Raw genomic sequence first — 16585 nt, 5'->3', positions numbered from 1 at the left:
GTCGACTTTTTCCCCCGCCGCCTGAGATAGATTGCTTCCGGCTTGGAATGCGTCTCCTTCTTTCTGAAGTGCGCCCGCCGTCACCAAATTCATCTGCATTTTGCCGCCTTCCAGTTCATGTTCAGATGCCGTCATCACTGCCGGCGTCATCTCGTATGTCCGTCGCCCGCGGCGCCCCGAAAGGCCATGCCGCACTCGCCGAACGTCACAGTCGCAGTCGACGCCGGGCTCCTCATCTCCCGCCTCGCTGCGCGCTACGCGCATCCACCAGCCCACCTGTGGCCGGAGATGTCCCCTCGCGCCTCTTGTCAACAATCCTCCGGTGCGCTTCCGCACCGCCTCGGATCCTCCTCCTCGTCAACAGCTCTTCGCACCCTCGTACGAAGCGATGAGCCGCGCGTTGGACCTTTGTCTGCCGGCAGGCGCTGCTTGCACCCGCCGTCACGAGCCAAGCCCCGCCACACAACCATAGGACGAAAGCTCCTCACCCGGAGTGGAACGAACCATCCGGTTTTTTCACCTTCGACTTGTCTGATTGAACGACGCGGAGCCGCCCTGATACAAAGGACAGAAACATCGAAACCATTTCTTCGAAATGGCGTCTTCTGCTTCCTTTACAGATGTGGTCCGTGTCCCCTGTGGAGGGCATTTAGGCAGGATCGATGGGCAAGATCAATCGCGATTTTTAAGCAACCTTAGGCACTGACCGTTGACTCTCAGCCTGCCTTTTGCTTGCCGCATTCCGAGTCCGTGAAGAATCGCTTTTGAATCAAGGGTTTTGATTTTTCGCCCTTTGCTTAGCTGGCGAAAAAGAAAAAAAATAAAAAATCGCTTGACTCATTACGGGGTCAGGAGAGCCCCGGCCAGAGACATCCTTTTGATAAGGACCTCCCGTATGTCATTGAATTTATTTCATAAATTTTGTCATCGCATTGACACAACGTAATACCGTCGGATTAACCATCGCGATGACAGAAGTATGAATCCGAAAAGCCCGGCGCAAGGGCCGGGCTTTTCGTCAACAGATTTTTCTTAGCCGGATTAGGCCGAAAGCGACTTCACGCGCTGCGCGAGGCGCGAAACCTTGCGCGATGCAGTGTTGGCGTGCAGGACGCCCTTGGTGGCTGCGCGCATCAGCTCGGGCTGAGCTGCCTTGAGCGCTGCGGCTGCAACTGCCTGATCGCCGGTAGCGATCGCTTCTTCGACCTTGCGGATGAAGTTGCGAACGCGCGAACGACGGGCCTTGTTCACTGCGGTGCGGCGTGCGATCTTGCGGGTCGCCTTTTTCGCCGAAGTTGTATTGGCCATTGGTGCCTCTCTTCGAAAACTGACATGAACTCCGCCCTCGCCGTGCCGGGTCACTGCGACCTGTCATCAAAGCAATTCGGGAATATTTCCGGAAAGCCCAAAATGGCGTTCCAAACTGAGGGCGGCGTATAGCGGGAAACAGCCGCCCCGTCAACGCGCATTTTCTAGAATCTGCGCCGTGCTCTGGCTTAGATCACGATGGTCTTGGGTCTGATCGACCCAAAACCATAAACGTGATCGTTTCTAACAGGCTTGAGCGGGATGCGGGCGGAAAACCGTAAACACTATTCCTCATCCCGCTCTAGCGATGCTTGAACTCCGGCTTACGCTTGGCGACGAAGGCGGCCATGCCTTCTTTCTGGTCCTCGGTCGCAAACAGCGAGTGGAACAGACGCCGCTCGAAACGAAGGCCTTCGGCGAGCGTCAGCTCGAGAGAACGGTTCACCGCCTCCTTCGCCATCATGACCGCCGGCAGCGAGAAGGATGCGATCTTCTCGGCGGCAGCCAGCGCTTCCTCCATCAATTTCTCCGGCGCCACCACACGCGAAACGAGTCCTGCGCGTTCCGCCTCCGCCGCGTCCATCATGCGGCCGGTCAGAACCAGGTCCATCGCCTTCGCCTTGCCGACGGCGCGCGTCAGGCGCTGCGAGCCACCCATGCCGGGAATGACGCCGAGGGTGATTTCGGGTTGGCCGAACTTCGCGGTCTCGGAGGCGATGATGAAGTCGCACATCATCGCCAGCTCGCAGCCGCCACCGAGCGCATAACCGGAAACAGCGGCGATCACTGGCTTGCGGGCCGCAGCCACCTGGTCCCAGCCGCCAATGAAATCGCCGAGATAGCTGTCGACGAAATCGAGCGTCTGCATCTCCTTGATGTCGGCGCCGGCGGCAAAGGCCTTCTCGGAGCCGGTGACGACGACGGCGCCGATCTCCCTGTCGGCATCGAAGGCCCTCAGCGCTGCGGCAAGCTCGCGCATGACGGTCGAATTCAGCGCATTCAGCGCCTGCGGACGGTTGAGCGTCACGAGGCCGACGCGGCCGCGCGTTTCGACCAGCAGCGTTTCGTAAGTCATTCCTGTTTTCCTCCGGTTCATCTCCGACGCCAGGCCGCGGACAGCCCGGCGTTCATTTCTGGCAATGCGGGCAATAGAAGGTCGACCGGCCCGCCTGCACGATACGGGCGACCGTACCGTCGCAGCCTGGCGTGCGGCAAGCCTCTCCTTCGCGGTCGTAGACGGAGAAGGAGTGCTGGAAGTAACCGAGCGAGCCGTCGGCCTGGATGTGGTCCTTCAGCGACGAGCCGCCGGCCGCAATGGCATCGGCGATGACCTCGCGGATCGCGTCCGTCAGGCGCTCCAGGCCATCTTTGGGCTTGCCACGCTTGTCGACGAGTTCGCCGGCGGGCTTCACCGGCGACAGGCTCGAGCGCCAGAGCGCCTCGCAGACGTAGATATTGCCGAGACCGGCGATGTTCTTCTGATCGAGCAAGGCCGCCTTCAGCGGCTGCGCCTTGCCGGAAAAGCGTACAGCGAGATAGGCGGCATCGAGCGCGTTTCCGGTCGGCTCCTCGCCAAGCGCGCGAAAATAGGCGTGGCTTGACACCGTGTCGCGGCGGGCAAGATCCATGAAACCGAAACGACGCGGGTCGTTGTAGATCACCCGCACCGGGCCTTCGGCGCCGTCGAGATGAAAGATGACGTGATCGTGCTTCTCGTCCTTGCCGCGCGGATGGTGAAACTCGCCCGGCGTCGCTGCAGCCGGCCCTGCCTCGATGCGGAAGGAACCGGACATACCGAGATGGGCGATGATCACGTCGCCGGCTTCCAGATCGATCATCAGGTACTTCGCCCGCCGTGACAGCGAGACAATGCGCTGGCCGGCAACGGTCGAAGAAAAATTCTCCGGAAACGGGAACCGCAGGTCCGGACGGCGCAATTCCGCATTGACGATCCGCGCGCCCTCCATGGTCGGCGCCAGGCCGCGCTTGACGGTTTCGACCTCGGGCAACTCCGGCATAAATGCGCTCCTACGATCTCAGCCACCGGATGCGGTGGTTGGCATTTCCTTGGCGGCCTTCTTATCCTATAGGGAGTGCGCTATGCCGCAGGCGCGGTCCCGTCCACGAGATAGCGCGGATGGGGCCTTTTCGCTATGGTGCCGGAAAAATTGGTTCAGATGGAGTTCTTCGTATGACGGATCAGCGCGTATCGGCCGATGGCGGCATGGAAACATCCTTCGGTTTCCGCAATGTCGACGCCGGCGAAAAGCAGCCGCTCGTCAACGACGTCTTCCATAAGGTGGCGAAGCGCTACGACATCATGAACGACGTGATGTCGGCCGGCCTGCATCGCGCCTGGAAGGACGCGATGATCGCCGCCCTCAACCCGCCGCGCCGCGAAGACTACAAGGTGCTGGACGTTGCCGGCGGCACCGGCGATATCGCCTTCCGCATCATCGAGGCCTCCGACCGCAAGGCGCATGCGACCGTGCTCGACATCAACGGCTCGATGCTCGCCGTCGGCGCCGAACGGGCTGAGAAGAAGAAGCTCTCCGCCAATCTCGAATTTGTCGAGGCCAATGCCGAGGAACTGCCCTTCGAGGCCAATTCCTTCGACGCCTATACGATCGCCTTCGGCATCCGCAACGTGCCGCGCATCGACGTGGCGCTGAAAGAGGCGCACCGGGTGCTGAAGCGCGGCGGTCGCTTGTTGGTACTGGAATTCTCCGAAGTGGAGATGCCGCTGCTCGATCGCTTCTATGATGCCTGGTCGTTCAACGCGATCCCGAAATTCGGCAAGCTGATCACCGGCGACGAGGCGCCCTACCAGTATCTGGTGGAATCGATCCGCAAATTTCCAAATCAGCGCGACTTCGCGACGATGATCAAGGAGGCCGGATTCTCCCGCGTCTCCTTCACCAATTACACCGGCGGCATCGCAGCGCTGCATTCCGGCTGGAAAATCTGAACCCGATGAGCACGCCTGGAACATATGTCCGCCTTGCGCGGATCGGGTGGGTTCTCGTGCGCGAAGGCGTCGTCTCAGCCGTCCCAACCGAGCATCTGCCGCCGTTTGCCCGTTTCGCCCAGAAGACGGCGGGCCTTCTCGCACGCCGCAGGGTGCCGGGCGAAGAGCGCAGCGACCGCTTGTCACGCGCCGTCGCTCGCCTCGGGCCCTCCTATGTCAAGATCGGTCAGTTCCTGGCGACGCGTCCCGATGTAGTCGGCGCAGAGTTCGCCGCCGACCTGTCGCTGCTGCAGGACAGCATGGCGACCTTCCCGCAGAGCGAGGCGAAGGCCGCAATCGAAGGTTCGCTCGGCCGCAAGGTCGAGGACCTCTACGCCGAGCTCTCCGAACCGATGGCGGCAGCCTCGATCGCGCAGGTCCATCCGGCCATCGTGCTTCGCGACGGCAAGCCCGAAAAGGTCGCGGTCAAGGTCATCCGCCCCGGCGTGCGCCAGCGCTTCGCCTCCGATATCGAGGCGATGTATCTCGTCAGCCATATGCAGGAGCGGTTCCTGCCCTATACGCGCCGGCTGAAGCCGGTCGAGGTCACCAAGACGCTGGAGCAGACGACGAAGATCGAAATGGACCTTCGTCTCGAGGCGGCAGCCCTTTCCGAGCTTGGCGAAAACACCAAGGACGATTCCGGCTTCCGCGTGCCGAAAGTCGATTGGGAACGGACAGGGCGCGACGTCGTCACCATGGAATGGATCGACGGCGTCAAGATGTCGGATATCGAGGGGTTGAAGGCCGCCGGACACGACCTCAACGAGCTTGCCGAGACGCTTATTCAGTCCTTCCTGCGCCACACGCTGCGCGACGGCTTCTTCCATGCCGACATGCACCAGGGCAATCTCTTCGTCGACGATGCCGGCCATATCGTCGCCGTCGACATGGGCATCGTCGGCCGTCTCGGCAAGAAAGAGCGCCGGTTCCTGGCGGAAATCCTCTTCGGCTTCATTACCCGTGACTACCAGCGCGTCGCCGACGTGCACTTCGAGGCGGGCTATGTGCCTTCGCATCACGACGCCGCGAGCTTCGCCCAGGCGATCCGCGCGATCGGCGAGCCGATCCACGGCCAGCCGGCCGAAACCATTTCGATGGCGAAGCTCTTGACGCTGCTCTTCGAGGTCACCGAGCTCTTCGACATGCAGACGCGCCCCGAGCTGGTGATGCTGCAGAAGACCATGGTGGTCGTCGAAGGTGTGGCCCGCACGCTCAATCCGCGCTTCAACATGTGGAAGGCTTCGGAACCGGTCGTCGGCAAATGGATTCGCGACAATCTCGGACCGAAGCGCATCGTAACGGATCTGCGCGACGGCCTGCACGCGGCGCTCCGGCTCGCCGAGGCCGCCCCCGAGATCGCCGCCCGCACGGAAAAATTCTCCAGCGAGATCATGGCGATGAGCGAGAACGGCCTGCGCTTCGACGCCGAGACGGCGCACGCGATCGGCAAGGCGGAGGCCCGGCATACCCGTTCAGGCCGCGTCGCCCTCTGGCTGATCGCCGCCACGCTCGTCTATATCGCCTGGCAGGTCACCTGATCGCGGCGCGCAGCGTTCGGCGCGTTCTGCGGACTTGCCTTTCCACTTGCGCTTGTTATTCTTCCGCGATGGACAATCACTCGACGATCGCAATGGTGCTTTGCACGCATACCCCAGGGGTGTGCGGGAGACCTGTTGCGCTGATTTAAGCGAAATGTCCCCCACCAACCCTGCCGAGGCGAGCAGGGTTGGGTCCTGTTTCCTCGGAGCAAAGAGAGGAAACAATGACCGAAACACACGCTCCTCCTGAAACCAAGATCCGCGCGGCGCGCATCGTCGACTGGGAGGCGGTCGCCGCCCTGATGAGCCAGCCCGGCATCCGATCTGGAACACTCCGATTGCCCTTTTCCACCCCGGAACAGACACGCAAGTGGATGGAGACGAGATCGGATGACGACACGGTCATCGTTGCCGAACGCGACGGGCATATAGTCGGCATGGCCGGTCTGCACCGCAGCAAGGGACGGCGTCAGCATTCGGCCGCCCTTGGCATCAGCGTCGACGACAATCACCGTGGCGAGGGCATCGGTAAGGCACTGCTTACGGCCTTGATCGATGCCGCCGACAACTGGCTGGGCATCAGCCGCATCGAGCTCACGGTCTTCATCGACAACGAGCCTGCGATCGCACTCTACCGCAAGGCGGGCTTCGAGATGGAGGGCACACACAGGGCCTATGCGCTCAGGGACGGCGTGCTTGCGGACGTTTTCGCCATGGCGCGTATCCGCAGCACTCCAGCCGCACTGGGCGCCTAGCGGAAGGTCTCAAGCTTCGGCATTGGGCAACGGCTGAAGCCGGCGGATCTCGGTCCCCCGCAACCGCCGGCTACACCGTGTTCCATCCGGAACTGCGAATATATCGGTCCCATGCGATCTTCTGCTCATGGATGACGAAGGTTCATCCCAACCAATCCAGAGGAGAGAACATCATGCGCAAGATCATCATCGCAGCCGTTGTTGCCGTTACCGCCGCAATCTCCTTTGCCGCCCCGTCGCAGGCCGGTGGTTTCTCGATCGGCTTCAGCAATGGCCACTACGGTCATGGCTGGGGTGGGCATGTCGGCTATGTCGGCGACTACTACGGCGGCCCCTATTATTACGAAGACGAACCGTACTGCTTCATCAAGAAGGTCAAGCGCTACGACCACTACGGCAACGTCTACTTCAAGAAAATTCGCATCTGCCGCTGATCCGCTCAAGAAGGGCGAGGGGCAAAAGCCCGGCCGGTTTTCCGGCCGGGCTTTTCTGTTCGGCCTGCCTTCGCCATTCGCCGACGGTCAATTCGATTCCGCTTGGAACAAAACTGTAGTAGCTCCAATTCCTGGTCATTCTGAATTCCACATCGAGGAGAACCGGTCATGGATCTTGGTATTGCTGGAAAGCGCGCGCTGGTGCTCGGCGGCAGCAAGGGATTGGGCCGCGGCATCGCCGAGGCGCTGGCAAGCGAAGGCGTCATCGTTGCGCTGACCGGTCGCGATGCCGCATCGGCCGCCAAGGTCGCAAGCGACATCGGCCCGTCGGTGCGGGGCTACGCGCTCGACCTCTCGAAACCCGATATGCTCGACGGCCTGCTGGATCAACTCGAAGCCGATTTCGGTGCAATCGACATTCTGGTGCTGAATGGCGGCGGACCGCCGCCCTCGCCGGCCTCGGCGATCGAGCCCGATTTCTGGCGGGCGCAATTCGAAACCATGGTGCTGGCCGGCATGCGCATCACCGGACGGCTGCTGCCCGGCATGCGGGAACGCCGGTTCGGACGCATCATCGCCGTCGCCTCCACCAGCATCCGCGAGCCGATCGTCGGGCTCACCGCCTCGAATGCGCTCAGAAGCGCTGTTGCAGGCTGGCTGAAGACACTTGCCGGCGAGGTCGCAGCCGAGGGCGTGACCGTCAACCTGCTTCTACCGGGGCGGCTTGCCACCGACCGCACGCTCAGCTTCGACCGGATGGATGCCGAAAGCGAAGGCGTCGACATCGCGACGGTCGCGGCGCGCAGCCAGCAGGAGATCCCGCTCGGGCGCTACGGCACGCCGGCGGAATTCGGCGCGGCCGCGGCCTTCCTCGCCAGCCGCCAAGCAAGCTACATCACCGGCGTCGCGCTGCCCGTCGACGGCGGTCTCAGCCGCTCGATGCTCTAGGGCCACTCAGGACAGTCAGGTCGAACGGCAACGCATTCATATTTCCACTTTTCATCATTCATACATTTAATTTCCAAATGGACGGCCCGCCACCTACGGTCGGCGTCGAGGGCGCCATGCCGGGCGCGGGACAGGTTCGGCAAGACGCGCATCTTGCGCCCTTGAAAAGGTCACGGGCCGGCTCAAGTAAGCACGAGATCGCAAAGAGCGAGAGCGGCACGAAAGCGCGGCCAATTCCGGGCTTCCACGTCTCGCCCTCAACCGGAACCACTGCGATCGGTCGGCCTGTTCGACCGGTCTGTATGATCGGAAAGACCAAATGCGACCAAGACTATTCGGCTCGCTGGTCGGCGCATCGATCGCCGCCTTCAGCCTTTCACCCGCAGCCGTGGGGGCCTCCATGCTCGAAACCCAACTGATTTCTGCTGCCGAGGCCGGTGATACGGACAAGGTCAAATCGCTGCTGCAACAGGGCGCAAGCATCGAGACCCGTGATGCCAGCGGCGCCACGGCCCTGCTCGTCGCCACCCACGAAAACCGCGTCGATGCGGCACGCGCGCTGATCGAGGCCGGCGCCGACGTCAACGCCAAGGACAAGATCCAGGACAGTCCCTATCTCTACGCCGGCGCACGTGGCCATCTCGAAATCATGAAGCTGACGCTGGCCCATGGCGCCGACCTCAAGAGCACGAACCGCTATGGCGGCACGGCGCTCATTCCGGCCGCCGAGCGCGGCCATGTCGAGACCGTCAAGGCGCTGATCGAAGCCGGCGTCGATATCAACCACGTCAATCGCCTCGGCTGGACAGCGCTGCTTGAGGCGATCATCCTTGGCACCGGCGGCGAAAAGCACACCGAGATCGTGCGGCTGCTGATCAAGGCCGGCGCCGACGTCAACCTCGCCGATGGCGAAGGCGTCAGCCCGCTGACCCATGCGCGCCAGCGCGGCTACGGCCAGATCGAGAAATTGCTGGTCGACGCCGGCGCGCGTTAGAAAGGGCTCCGATGAACCAGGAACAAACCTATCTGGCCGAGGCGGTAACGCTTGCCCGCCGCAACATCGAGGATGGCGGACGGCCCTTTGGCGCTGTCGTCGTCAAGGACGGCGAGATCGTCGGCCGCGGCGTCAACGAGATGCTGTCGACCGGGGACCCGACTTCGCATGCGGAACTCAACGCATTGCGTGCCGCCGCCCGGACGCTCCGCTCCCCGCGGCTCGAAGGTGCTGCCGTCTATGCCAGTGGACAGCCCTGCCCGATGTGCCTTGCGGCCATGCGCATGGCCGGGATCACCGAGATCGCCTATGCGAACTCGAACACTGATGCCGAACCTTTCGGCCTGTCGACAGCGGCGATCTACGCGGAACTGGCAAAACCGCTTGCCGAGCAGGCCATGCGCTTCCGCCATGTACCGGTCGACGATACCGACACAACACCGCTCTACGTGACCTGGCAGGAGCGGCAGGGGAACGAATAACCGGCAGGTGAAACAGCCCTGAGGCCGCCACGACCGGTGGCCGCCTTGCATTTTCGTTCAGACCACGGCCGAGTGGGAAACCGACGCCCTCCACCCACAGAGACAGATTGCCGCTGGATAGCTGTCCCACTTGCCGAGTACACGCGACGGATGTAATCGCAAAGGGAGTCTTCTTCCCTACTCCCGTCGCTCGACATTCCCACGGAAACCGAGCGCTCCCAGCCTGCAGGTGCCCGCGATGAATGCCTATTCCGAAAAAGCGGGTCGCCGTGTTGCGCTGCTTCTCATCGCGGGTTCCGGCGTGGTGACGATCGCCAAGGGCATGAGCCTGACCTTCCTCGCGATCCGTCTGCAGCGTGATTTTGGCCTCAGCCCCGCAGGCATCGGCGCTCTCATCGGTGCCGGCCCGCTGCTCGGCGCAATCGTCAGTCCCTTTGCCGGCACGCTGTCCGATCGCATTGGCCGAAAAGGGGTGCTGACCGCAGCGCTTTTCATGGCCGGGCTGGCGCTGGCGGGGCTCGGACTGGCGCAATCGATCGCCGCCTTCGCGCTGGCGCACATCGTGTCTGCCGTCGCAGCCGCCGTCTACGAACCGGTTGCGCGTGCCTTGATGAGCGATGCCGCGCCTGAGCATCTGCGCCTTAAGGTCTTCTCCTGGCGTTATCTCGCCATCAATGCCGGCTGGGCCATCGGGCCCTTGATTGGCGTCTGGGTGGGTGCCGCCTATTCGACGCTGTTCGTCAGCGCCGGCGTCATGCACGCAGCCTTCGGCCTCATGCTCTTCTTGGCGGTGCCCGAAGCCGGCGACAGGCAGATGGTCCAAACCACGGGGACATCACAGGCTGCCGGTGGCTGGCGCGGGCTCGTTGCCGCCCTGCGCGACCGAAGGCTGGTCTTCTTCGTCATCGGCGGCACGCTGCTCTTGGCCGTTCATGGCCAGTGGTCGGTGACCCTGTCGCAGTATCTCAACACCGGCTTTGCGGATGGCGTCACCCTCTTCGCGCTCCTGGTTTCGACCAATGCCGCAACGGTGCTGATCGCCAGCACGCCTGCCCGCTTCGTCATCGAACGGATCGGTGCACTGCCGGCGCTGTCGCTCGGCTGCCTGCTTTTCCTGCTCGGCGAGATCGGTTTCGCGGCCTCGTCCGGAATGGAAATGCTCGTCGCCTCGATGATCCTCTTCACCATCGGCGAGGTGCTCGTCGTGCCCTCGGAATATGTGCTGGTCGACGGCATTTCGAATGCCGGCAATCGCGGCACCTATTTCGGCGCCCATTCGCTCTCGACGGTCGGGAACTTCCTTGGGCCGCTGATCGGCGGCCTGGCACTCGGCACGGTCGGCGGCGCCGGCATGTTCCTGCTGTTCGCGCTGCTTTCGGCGGCCAGCGCGCTTCTGTTTGCGATCGGCCACTCCATGTCGCCGCCGCGCCCTGAGACCGCACGCGCCGATAGGCTCGGCAGTGGCGCCCTCAACGGCGATCTCCTACGGCTGGGTCAATTCGCCTAGCGCCGTTATCCTCCCGTCGCAGGCGCCGACGAGGCGTTGATCTGCTGTTGCACCCGTTCGAGTGGCCCCGGCGCCAACGCCGCTGGCGGCTGATACGGATTGGAGAAGGCATAGATCAGAAACAGGATGATGCCGGTATAGGCGCCGAAGAGACAGAGCAGCAGCAGATTGCGCCGCATTGGCGGGAAGGAATAATAGGCGAGCGCGATGAAGATGACGCCGGAGAGTGCCGCGAACCAGAAGATACTGTCGATCGAGTCCGCGACATTGCTTTCCCGCTTGGTCCGGCTTTGCGAGATGTCGTGCAGCCGCTCCAGCATCTGGCTGCGCAGGCTCTCCTGGCGCTTGTCGGCCGGGACCAGGTTCAGCACGTGCTGATAGGCGCGATCCCAGTGCACCCAAGCCTGTGGTGAAAGACGTCCCTTGTCCGCCAGTGACTGCCATTCACCATCGATCACCTCGGCCGCATAGGCGGAGATCGCCTGCTGGATCGGCGCCTTGACGGCTTCACCGTAACGTTCGGCGTCGTAGAAAATGTCAGCGGTCGCCCCGGCTTCGGTAGCCATCTCGTATTTGAGCTGCTGGTACTCGACCATCTCCTGCGCAAAGACCAGCGCGAGGATCAAGCCATGCAGCGCCGAAATGCGAAAGATGACCAAACTGGCAAGTTCCTTTTCGTGCCCTTCCGCCTCGCCGCCCATGATCAGCCGCATTGCAAAGTAGGACGCGAGCGTCAGGGCGACCGTGCCGAAGACGAATAAGGCACCGAGCAACATCTCGACGATCATTTTCCCCTCCGCCGGCCGCCGATAACATCGGCAATTCTGAGCGTCGAGGCTTGGAAACACAACGCCTCGCTTTATTAGCAAATGCACGCAACAGCTGTCTTGCCTGCAGGCAAACCGCTATGTTTGCAGCCGCCGCCACCATTTCGACATTGCCAACCCGTAAGCACCGCGCCGAAACAGGAGTAAAAACAACATCATGACCGCCCCAAGCGAACAGACAGTCCTCAAGCAATCGATCGCGGCCACCGTCGTCGTCGGGGTGACGGGCGTGATCTTCGGTCTGCTTTCGGGCTCGGTTTCCATCGTCTTCGACGGCGTGTTCTCGGCCGTCGATGCCTCCATGACCGTGCTTGCGCTCGGCGTGACGCAACTGATCCCGAAGCAGAGCAAGCGGTTCCAGATGGGTTTCTGGCATATCGAGCCCATGGTGCTGCTCTTCAATGCCGGGCTGCTGACGCTGCTTTCCTTCTACGCGATGGTCAACGCCGTCGGATCGCTGCTGTCGGGTGGCAACCATCTCGCCTTCGACTGGGCGATTGCCTATGCCGCCGTCGTCGTGGTGATCTGCCTCTTCATGTTCGTCTACATACGCCGGGCAAACCGGCCGATCGGCTCGGAGTTCCTGGCGCTCGACGTGCGTGCCTGGGCGATGTCCGGTGCGATCACCTCCGCCCTGCTCGTCGCCTTCGTGATCGCCGCGGCGTTGAAAGGTACGGCTTACGAACACTGGACGCCCTATGTCGACCCGGCGATCCTGATCGTGCTGACGCTCTGCCTTATTCCGCTGCCGATCCGCACGGTCTTCCAGGCATTGAAGGAGATCTTCCTGGTCGCGCCTGCCGAACTCGACGAGCGCGTGCGTCAGGCGGCGGCAAATGCGGTCGCGCGCCACGGCTTTGCCGACTATCGCACCTATGTCGCCAAGGTCGGGCGCTCCAAGACGATCGAGGTCTATCTTATCGGAACGCCGGAAACCAAGGTCGGCACCCTCGCCGAACTCGACCGGATCCGCGCCGAGGTCGGTGAAGAGATCGGCGATCCCGGCCACGACCGCTGGCTGACGATCGCCTTTACCGGCGAAGCGCGCTGGGCTGAGTAATCTTCCCCCGTCAGGAAAGCTCGATCCGCCTGTTGATGCCGATCGCCTCCAGGAAGGCGTGGTCGTGGCTGACGACGAGCAGCGCGCCGTCATAGGCTCTGAGACCCGCCTCGACCGCCTCGACGGATTCGATATCCAGATGGTTGGTCGGCTCGTCGAGGATCAAGAGCTGCGGTGGGCTGCTGCCGCCGAGCACGCAGGCAAGCCCTGCACGCAGCATCTGGCCGCCGCTGAGGCTCGAAACGATCTGCAAGGCCGCGTCTGCCCGGAACATGAAACGGGCGAGCGCCGCGCGGCAGTCGTTCTCGCCGGCGTCAGGATTAAGTTGCCGGAAATTGTCACGGATCGAAAGACGGGGATCGATCAGGCTCACCCGCTGGTCGAGCATGGCGTATTCGACCAGGACACGCACATTGCCGGACCATGGCTTGAGATCACCGGTCAACAGCGACAGCAGCGTCGTCTTGCCCGAGCCGTTGCGGCCGGTGAGTGCTACGCGCTCGGGGCCGACGATCGAGAGCGACAGCCGGTCGATCACTGGCGTTCGCGGCTGATAACCCGCAGTGACGGCATCGACCTGCAGCACGCCCCTGCCGGCGGGCAGGCCGGTCGCAGGCAGGCGGACGGTCAGCGGCTGCAGGATTTCGATGCGTTCGCGTGCCTCGGCCAGATCGCCGATCGCAGAATCGCGGCGGCGCTCGGCAAGACGGGCATTGTCGCCGCCCGTCTTTTCGCTGCGCTCCTTCCTCGCGTCAAGCAGCAGCAGCGGCTCGTCCCCCTTGGCGCGCTTACGGCGGCCTGCCGCGTCCCTGCGCGCCTTGCGCTCGGCTACCTCTTGCGTTTTTCGCTGGACCTCGGCCAGACGGCGCTCCGCGTCGGCGAGATCGTGACGGGCCGATGCGAGCTCGATTGCCTTGCGCTCGCGGTAGTGGCTCCAGTTGCCGCCATAGGTCGTGGTGCCGAGCGACGTCAGCTCGACGATCGCGTCCATCGTCTCCAGGAGTTCGCGATCATGGCTGACGACGATGGCGCCGCCGCGCCAGCCCGCCATCAACGCGGCAACGGCAGCCCGCCCCTCGCGGTCGAGATTGTTGGTGGGCTCGTCGAGCAGGATGAAATCCGGCTCTTGGAAGACGAGGGCGGCAAGCTTCACGCGGGTCATCTGCCCGCCGGAAAGTGCTGCAAGGGGCGTCCCAGCCGACGCCTCCAGACCGACGCGCGCAAGTGCTGCCTCCAGCCGGGATTCGAGCATCCAGTCGGCCGCGGCAAGCTCGTCCATGCTGGCCAGCCCTTCTTCCGCACGCTTGAGGACGCCAAGCGCATCGCGGATGCCAAACAGGTCGGCGACGGTTTCATCGTCCGCGACCTGGACGGTCTGGCTGAGCATGCCGAGGCTGCCGACGACGGTGACCTTGCCGGCCTGCGGCGCGAGCGCGCCTTCGATCAGGCGCAGCAGCGTGGATTTGCCAACGCCGTTGCGGCCGACAAGGCCGGTACGAACAGGACCAAAGGTCAGGTCGAGATTGGAAAAGAGGCTTCGGCCCTCAGGCGTGGACCACGAAAGTTGGGAGAGTGAAATCGAAGCAGGCATGGATACGGTTTTCCCTGATGGCAAGACGGTTCGGCTTGGCGGTCAGGGTGAAATCCATCGATGCGTGTATCCTGTTCAAATTTCTATCGCGGCAATAGATAGCATCGAATGCGCCCGTTTCAAGGCGGGACATTTGATTGCGGCGCGGCGGTAAGCGGAGGATCAGGCGAGACTGCGCCGCGCCTGGTCATCGCCGAAAGTCAGTCCGGAGGCGCGCACGCTTCGGTTTCGGCCGTGGTTCTTGGCGTCGAGAAGAGCGGCGTCAGCCCGCGTCAGCAGGGTGGCGACGGGCCCGTCGTCCGGAGCCGAGGCAATGCCGACCGAGACTGCAACTGTGCCCAGAATCCGGCCGCGATGCGACAGCGGGGTGGTGCCGATCCTGGTCCTCAGCCGCTCGGCAAGCTCGAAGCCTGCCGCCTCGCCTGCTTCCGGCAGCAACACCGTAAATTCCTCGCCGCCGAAACGATAGGCGCTGCCGGCGTCGGCCACCGTATCGACGATGATCTGCGCGACATATTGCATGACGACGTCGCCGGCATCGTGGCCGAACTCATCGTTGAAGCGCTTGAAATGGTCGATATCGATCATCAGGCAGGTGAGTGGCTTGCCGCCCTGCCCGCGCGGCTCACGGTTCAGCGCCTCGTCGAGGCAGCGCCGGTTGAGCAGGCCCGTCAGCGCGTCGCGCACCGCCAGATTGGTGAGCTTCTCGCGCAGCTGAAGATTGGCGACGGCCAGCCCGATGTTTTCGGCGATCAATTCGAGATAGAGGCGCGATGCTTCGACTGCGAATGTTTCGTCAGAGCGCTCCTCGAAATAGAGGAGACCAATGGTATCGCCCTGGGCTGTCAGCGGCACGCAGAGACCGACCGCGCCATCGTCGTCGAGATGCTGGCAGGCGATGTCGCTGTGACCGCGATTGCTGACATGCGGCCGGCCGCGGCGAAGTCCCCAGCAGGCGCTGGACGGGAAGGATGGCGCAGAATGCTGCGGATCGAACCAACTGCCGACGCGGGTCAAGAGCGTCCGGCTGTCGCTCAGCACGTAGAGATGGCCAGCAAGATTGGGAAAGACCTGCGGCGCGAAGCGGGCCACGACCTCGGCCAGTTCGTCCTGGCTCTGGCAGGCCTGCAGCCGGTGCATCATCTGCAGGATCAGGTCCTTGGTCTGCTGGTCCAGGCGCCGCTCCGCATCGAGCCGATCACGTTCGATACCGTTTTCCCGAAAGATATGGATCGCCTTGTTCATCTCGCCGATCTCGTCGCTGCGCCGGTCGAGCGGGACCTCCACAGCGTAGTCCTGCTCGGCGAGACGCGTGACGATGCCGCTCATGCGGGTGAGCGGCATGGCGACGCGGCGCTTGAGAATGAAATAGAGCACGCTCAGGAACAGGGCGGCGGTGATGCCAAGCATCGTCTTGGCCGCGATGGCGAACCAGTCGCTGCGCGCCTGTGCCTCGTTGAGCGCCCCGCCTGTGCGAGCATTGGTCAAGTCTCGAAACCGTGCGACCGTGTCGAGAAGCGCTGTCTGCAGGCGCTCGTGCTCCGGGCCGAATAGCTTCTCCTGGGCGGTCGCGCGATCGCCCTTCTGATAGGCCTCGATGGCGGCAAGCTCGATCTTGTCGAGTGCCTCTGCCTCGCGCATCGTCTCCTGAAGGGCTGCGATCTCGCCCTGGGACGCGCCGAAACTCGTGGCCGTCTTGATCGCCTCTTCGCGCTTGCGCTCCTCCTCCTCCGCGCGATGGAAGGCTTCGAGGTGACGCTCGTCGCCGCGCACGACGTAAAGGCGCGCCTCGTCGGTCCGTACTTCCGCTCCGAGTGCAAGTTCTTCGCCAAGCGTATCGAGGGCAAGATGCTGCTCGACCGCCCGCCTCTCCTCGAGAGCGCTATTCGTCGACAGGATGAAGGCCGCGCCCGAAAGTGCCGTCAGAAAAACGGTGACGCCGTAGGCCCAGTTGGTGATCGCATTTATTCGCATGAGAAGAGCTTACCCTGCGCGGATTGAGAGCGGATTAATCGCATTCCCGGGCTTCGGCAACAAGCCGGAGCATGTTGACGCGGGCGGCACGGCTTTTGTTCCATTGCGCGCCACGGGCGGGAACAACCGGTGGTGATGCCCGGGGGGCTAGCGTAGC

15 protein-coding genes are annotated in these 16585 nt (G+C 63.1%); 9 read left to right on the top strand and 6 right to left on the bottom strand.

Annotation, left to right across the window (positions count from 1 at the left end; genetic code table 11):
* Nucleotides 1-1041: 1041 nt before the first annotated feature.
* The 3 genes from rpsT to mutM all read right to left on the bottom strand — a co-directional run bounded on the left by rpsT (nt 1042) and on the right by mutM (nt 3326).
* Entirely contained in the window at nt 1042-1308 is a 267-nt protein-coding gene (gene rpsT, locus ACN9MO_RS19415; protein ID WP_034797494.1) for a 30S ribosomal protein S20, read from the bottom strand.
* A 301-nt stretch (nt 1309-1609) separates the two neighbouring features.
* A complete protein-coding gene (locus ACN9MO_RS19410) occupies nt 1610-2383 on the bottom strand; it encodes an enoyl-CoA hydratase (protein WP_058329108.1) in 774 nt (257 codons plus the stop codon).
* Nucleotides 2384-2435: 52 nt separating this feature from the next.
* Nucleotides 2436-3326, bottom strand: coding sequence for a bifunctional DNA-formamidopyrimidine glycosylase/DNA-(apurinic or apyrimidinic site) lyase (mutM, locus tag ACN9MO_RS19405; RefSeq protein WP_113132025.1), 891 nt, complete (start codon nt 3324-3326; stop codon nt 2436-2438).
* 173 nt (nt 3327-3499) lie between these two features.
* On the opposite strand from mutM, the gene ubiE reads away from it, so the two are divergent.
* The 8 genes from ubiE (at nt 3500) to ACN9MO_RS19365 (ending at nt 10976) form a co-directional block, all read left to right on the top strand.
* Entirely contained in the window at nt 3500-4276 is a 777-nt protein-coding gene (gene ubiE / locus ACN9MO_RS19400; RefSeq protein WP_113132024.1) for a bifunctional demethylmenaquinone methyltransferase/2-methoxy-6-polyprenyl-1,4-benzoquinol methylase UbiE, read from the top strand.
* A 5-nt stretch (nt 4277-4281) separates the two neighbouring features.
* A complete protein-coding gene (gene ubiB, locus ACN9MO_RS19395; protein ID WP_113132023.1) occupies nt 4282-5856 on the top strand; it encodes a 2-polyprenylphenol 6-hydroxylase in 1575 nt (524 codons plus the stop codon).
* A gap of 224 nt (nt 5857-6080) precedes the next feature.
* Nucleotides 6081-6611 (top strand): GNAT family N-acetyltransferase, encoded by a 531-nt coding sequence (locus ACN9MO_RS19390; RefSeq protein ID WP_113132022.1) that lies wholly within the window; start codon nt 6081-6083, stop codon nt 6609-6611.
* Nucleotides 6612-6784: 173 nt separating this feature from the next.
* Nucleotides 6785-7045, top strand: a complete 261-nt coding sequence (locus ACN9MO_RS19385) for a hypothetical protein (RefSeq protein ID WP_113132021.1) — start codon at nt 6785-6787, stop codon at nt 7043-7045.
* A gap of 168 nt (nt 7046-7213) precedes the next feature.
* Nucleotides 7214-7993: an SDR family oxidoreductase gene (locus ACN9MO_RS19380; RefSeq protein WP_113132020.1), complete on the top strand. Its 780-nt coding sequence runs from the start codon at nt 7214-7216 to the stop codon at nt 7991-7993.
* 400 nt (nt 7994-8393) lie between these two features.
* Nucleotides 8394-8987, top strand: coding sequence for an ankyrin repeat domain-containing protein (locus ACN9MO_RS19375; protein WP_113132143.1), 594 nt, complete (start codon nt 8394-8396; stop codon nt 8985-8987).
* Between the two features lie 11 nt (nt 8988-8998).
* On the top strand, nt 8999-9469 hold the full coding sequence (locus ACN9MO_RS19370; RefSeq protein WP_113132019.1) for a nucleoside deaminase: 471 nt from the start codon (nt 8999-9001) through the stop codon (nt 9467-9469).
* 238 nt (nt 9470-9707) lie between these two features.
* A complete protein-coding gene (locus tag ACN9MO_RS19365; protein WP_113132018.1) occupies nt 9708-10976 on the top strand; it encodes an MFS transporter in 1269 nt (422 codons plus the stop codon).
* Between the two features lie 5 nt (nt 10977-10981).
* On the opposite strand, the gene ACN9MO_RS19360 is transcribed toward ACN9MO_RS19365, so the two are convergent.
* The gene (locus ACN9MO_RS19360; protein WP_057247967.1) at nt 10982-11764 is read right to left on the bottom strand and encodes a DUF4239 domain-containing protein; all 783 of its coding nucleotides are present in this window, start codon (nt 11762-11764) and stop codon (nt 10982-10984) included.
* A 196-nt stretch (nt 11765-11960) separates the two neighbouring features.
* On the opposite strand from ACN9MO_RS19360, the gene ACN9MO_RS19355 reads away from it, so the two are divergent.
* Nucleotides 11961-12863: a cation transporter gene (locus ACN9MO_RS19355; RefSeq protein WP_113132017.1), complete on the top strand. Its 903-nt coding sequence runs from the start codon at nt 11961-11963 to the stop codon at nt 12861-12863.
* 10 nt (nt 12864-12873) lie between these two features.
* Here the strand turns inward: ACN9MO_RS19355 and ACN9MO_RS19350 are convergent, their stop codons facing one another.
* On the bottom strand, nt 12874-14454 hold the full coding sequence (locus tag ACN9MO_RS19350; protein ID WP_113132016.1) for an ABC-F family ATP-binding cassette domain-containing protein: 1581 nt from the start codon (nt 14452-14454) through the stop codon (nt 12874-12876).
* A 162-nt stretch (nt 14455-14616) separates the two neighbouring features.
* Complete coding sequence (locus ACN9MO_RS19345; RefSeq protein WP_113132015.1) at nt 14617-16428, bottom strand: diguanylate cyclase; 1812 nt, start codon at nt 16426-16428, stop codon at nt 14617-14619.
* Nucleotides 16429-16585 lie beyond the last annotated feature (157 nt).

Source organism: Ensifer sp. R-19 (assembly GCF_049905105.1).
Taxonomy (GTDB): domain Bacteria; phylum Pseudomonadota; class Alphaproteobacteria; order Rhizobiales; family Rhizobiaceae; genus Ensifer.
This window is presented reverse-complemented; position numbering and strand designations above follow the sequence as displayed.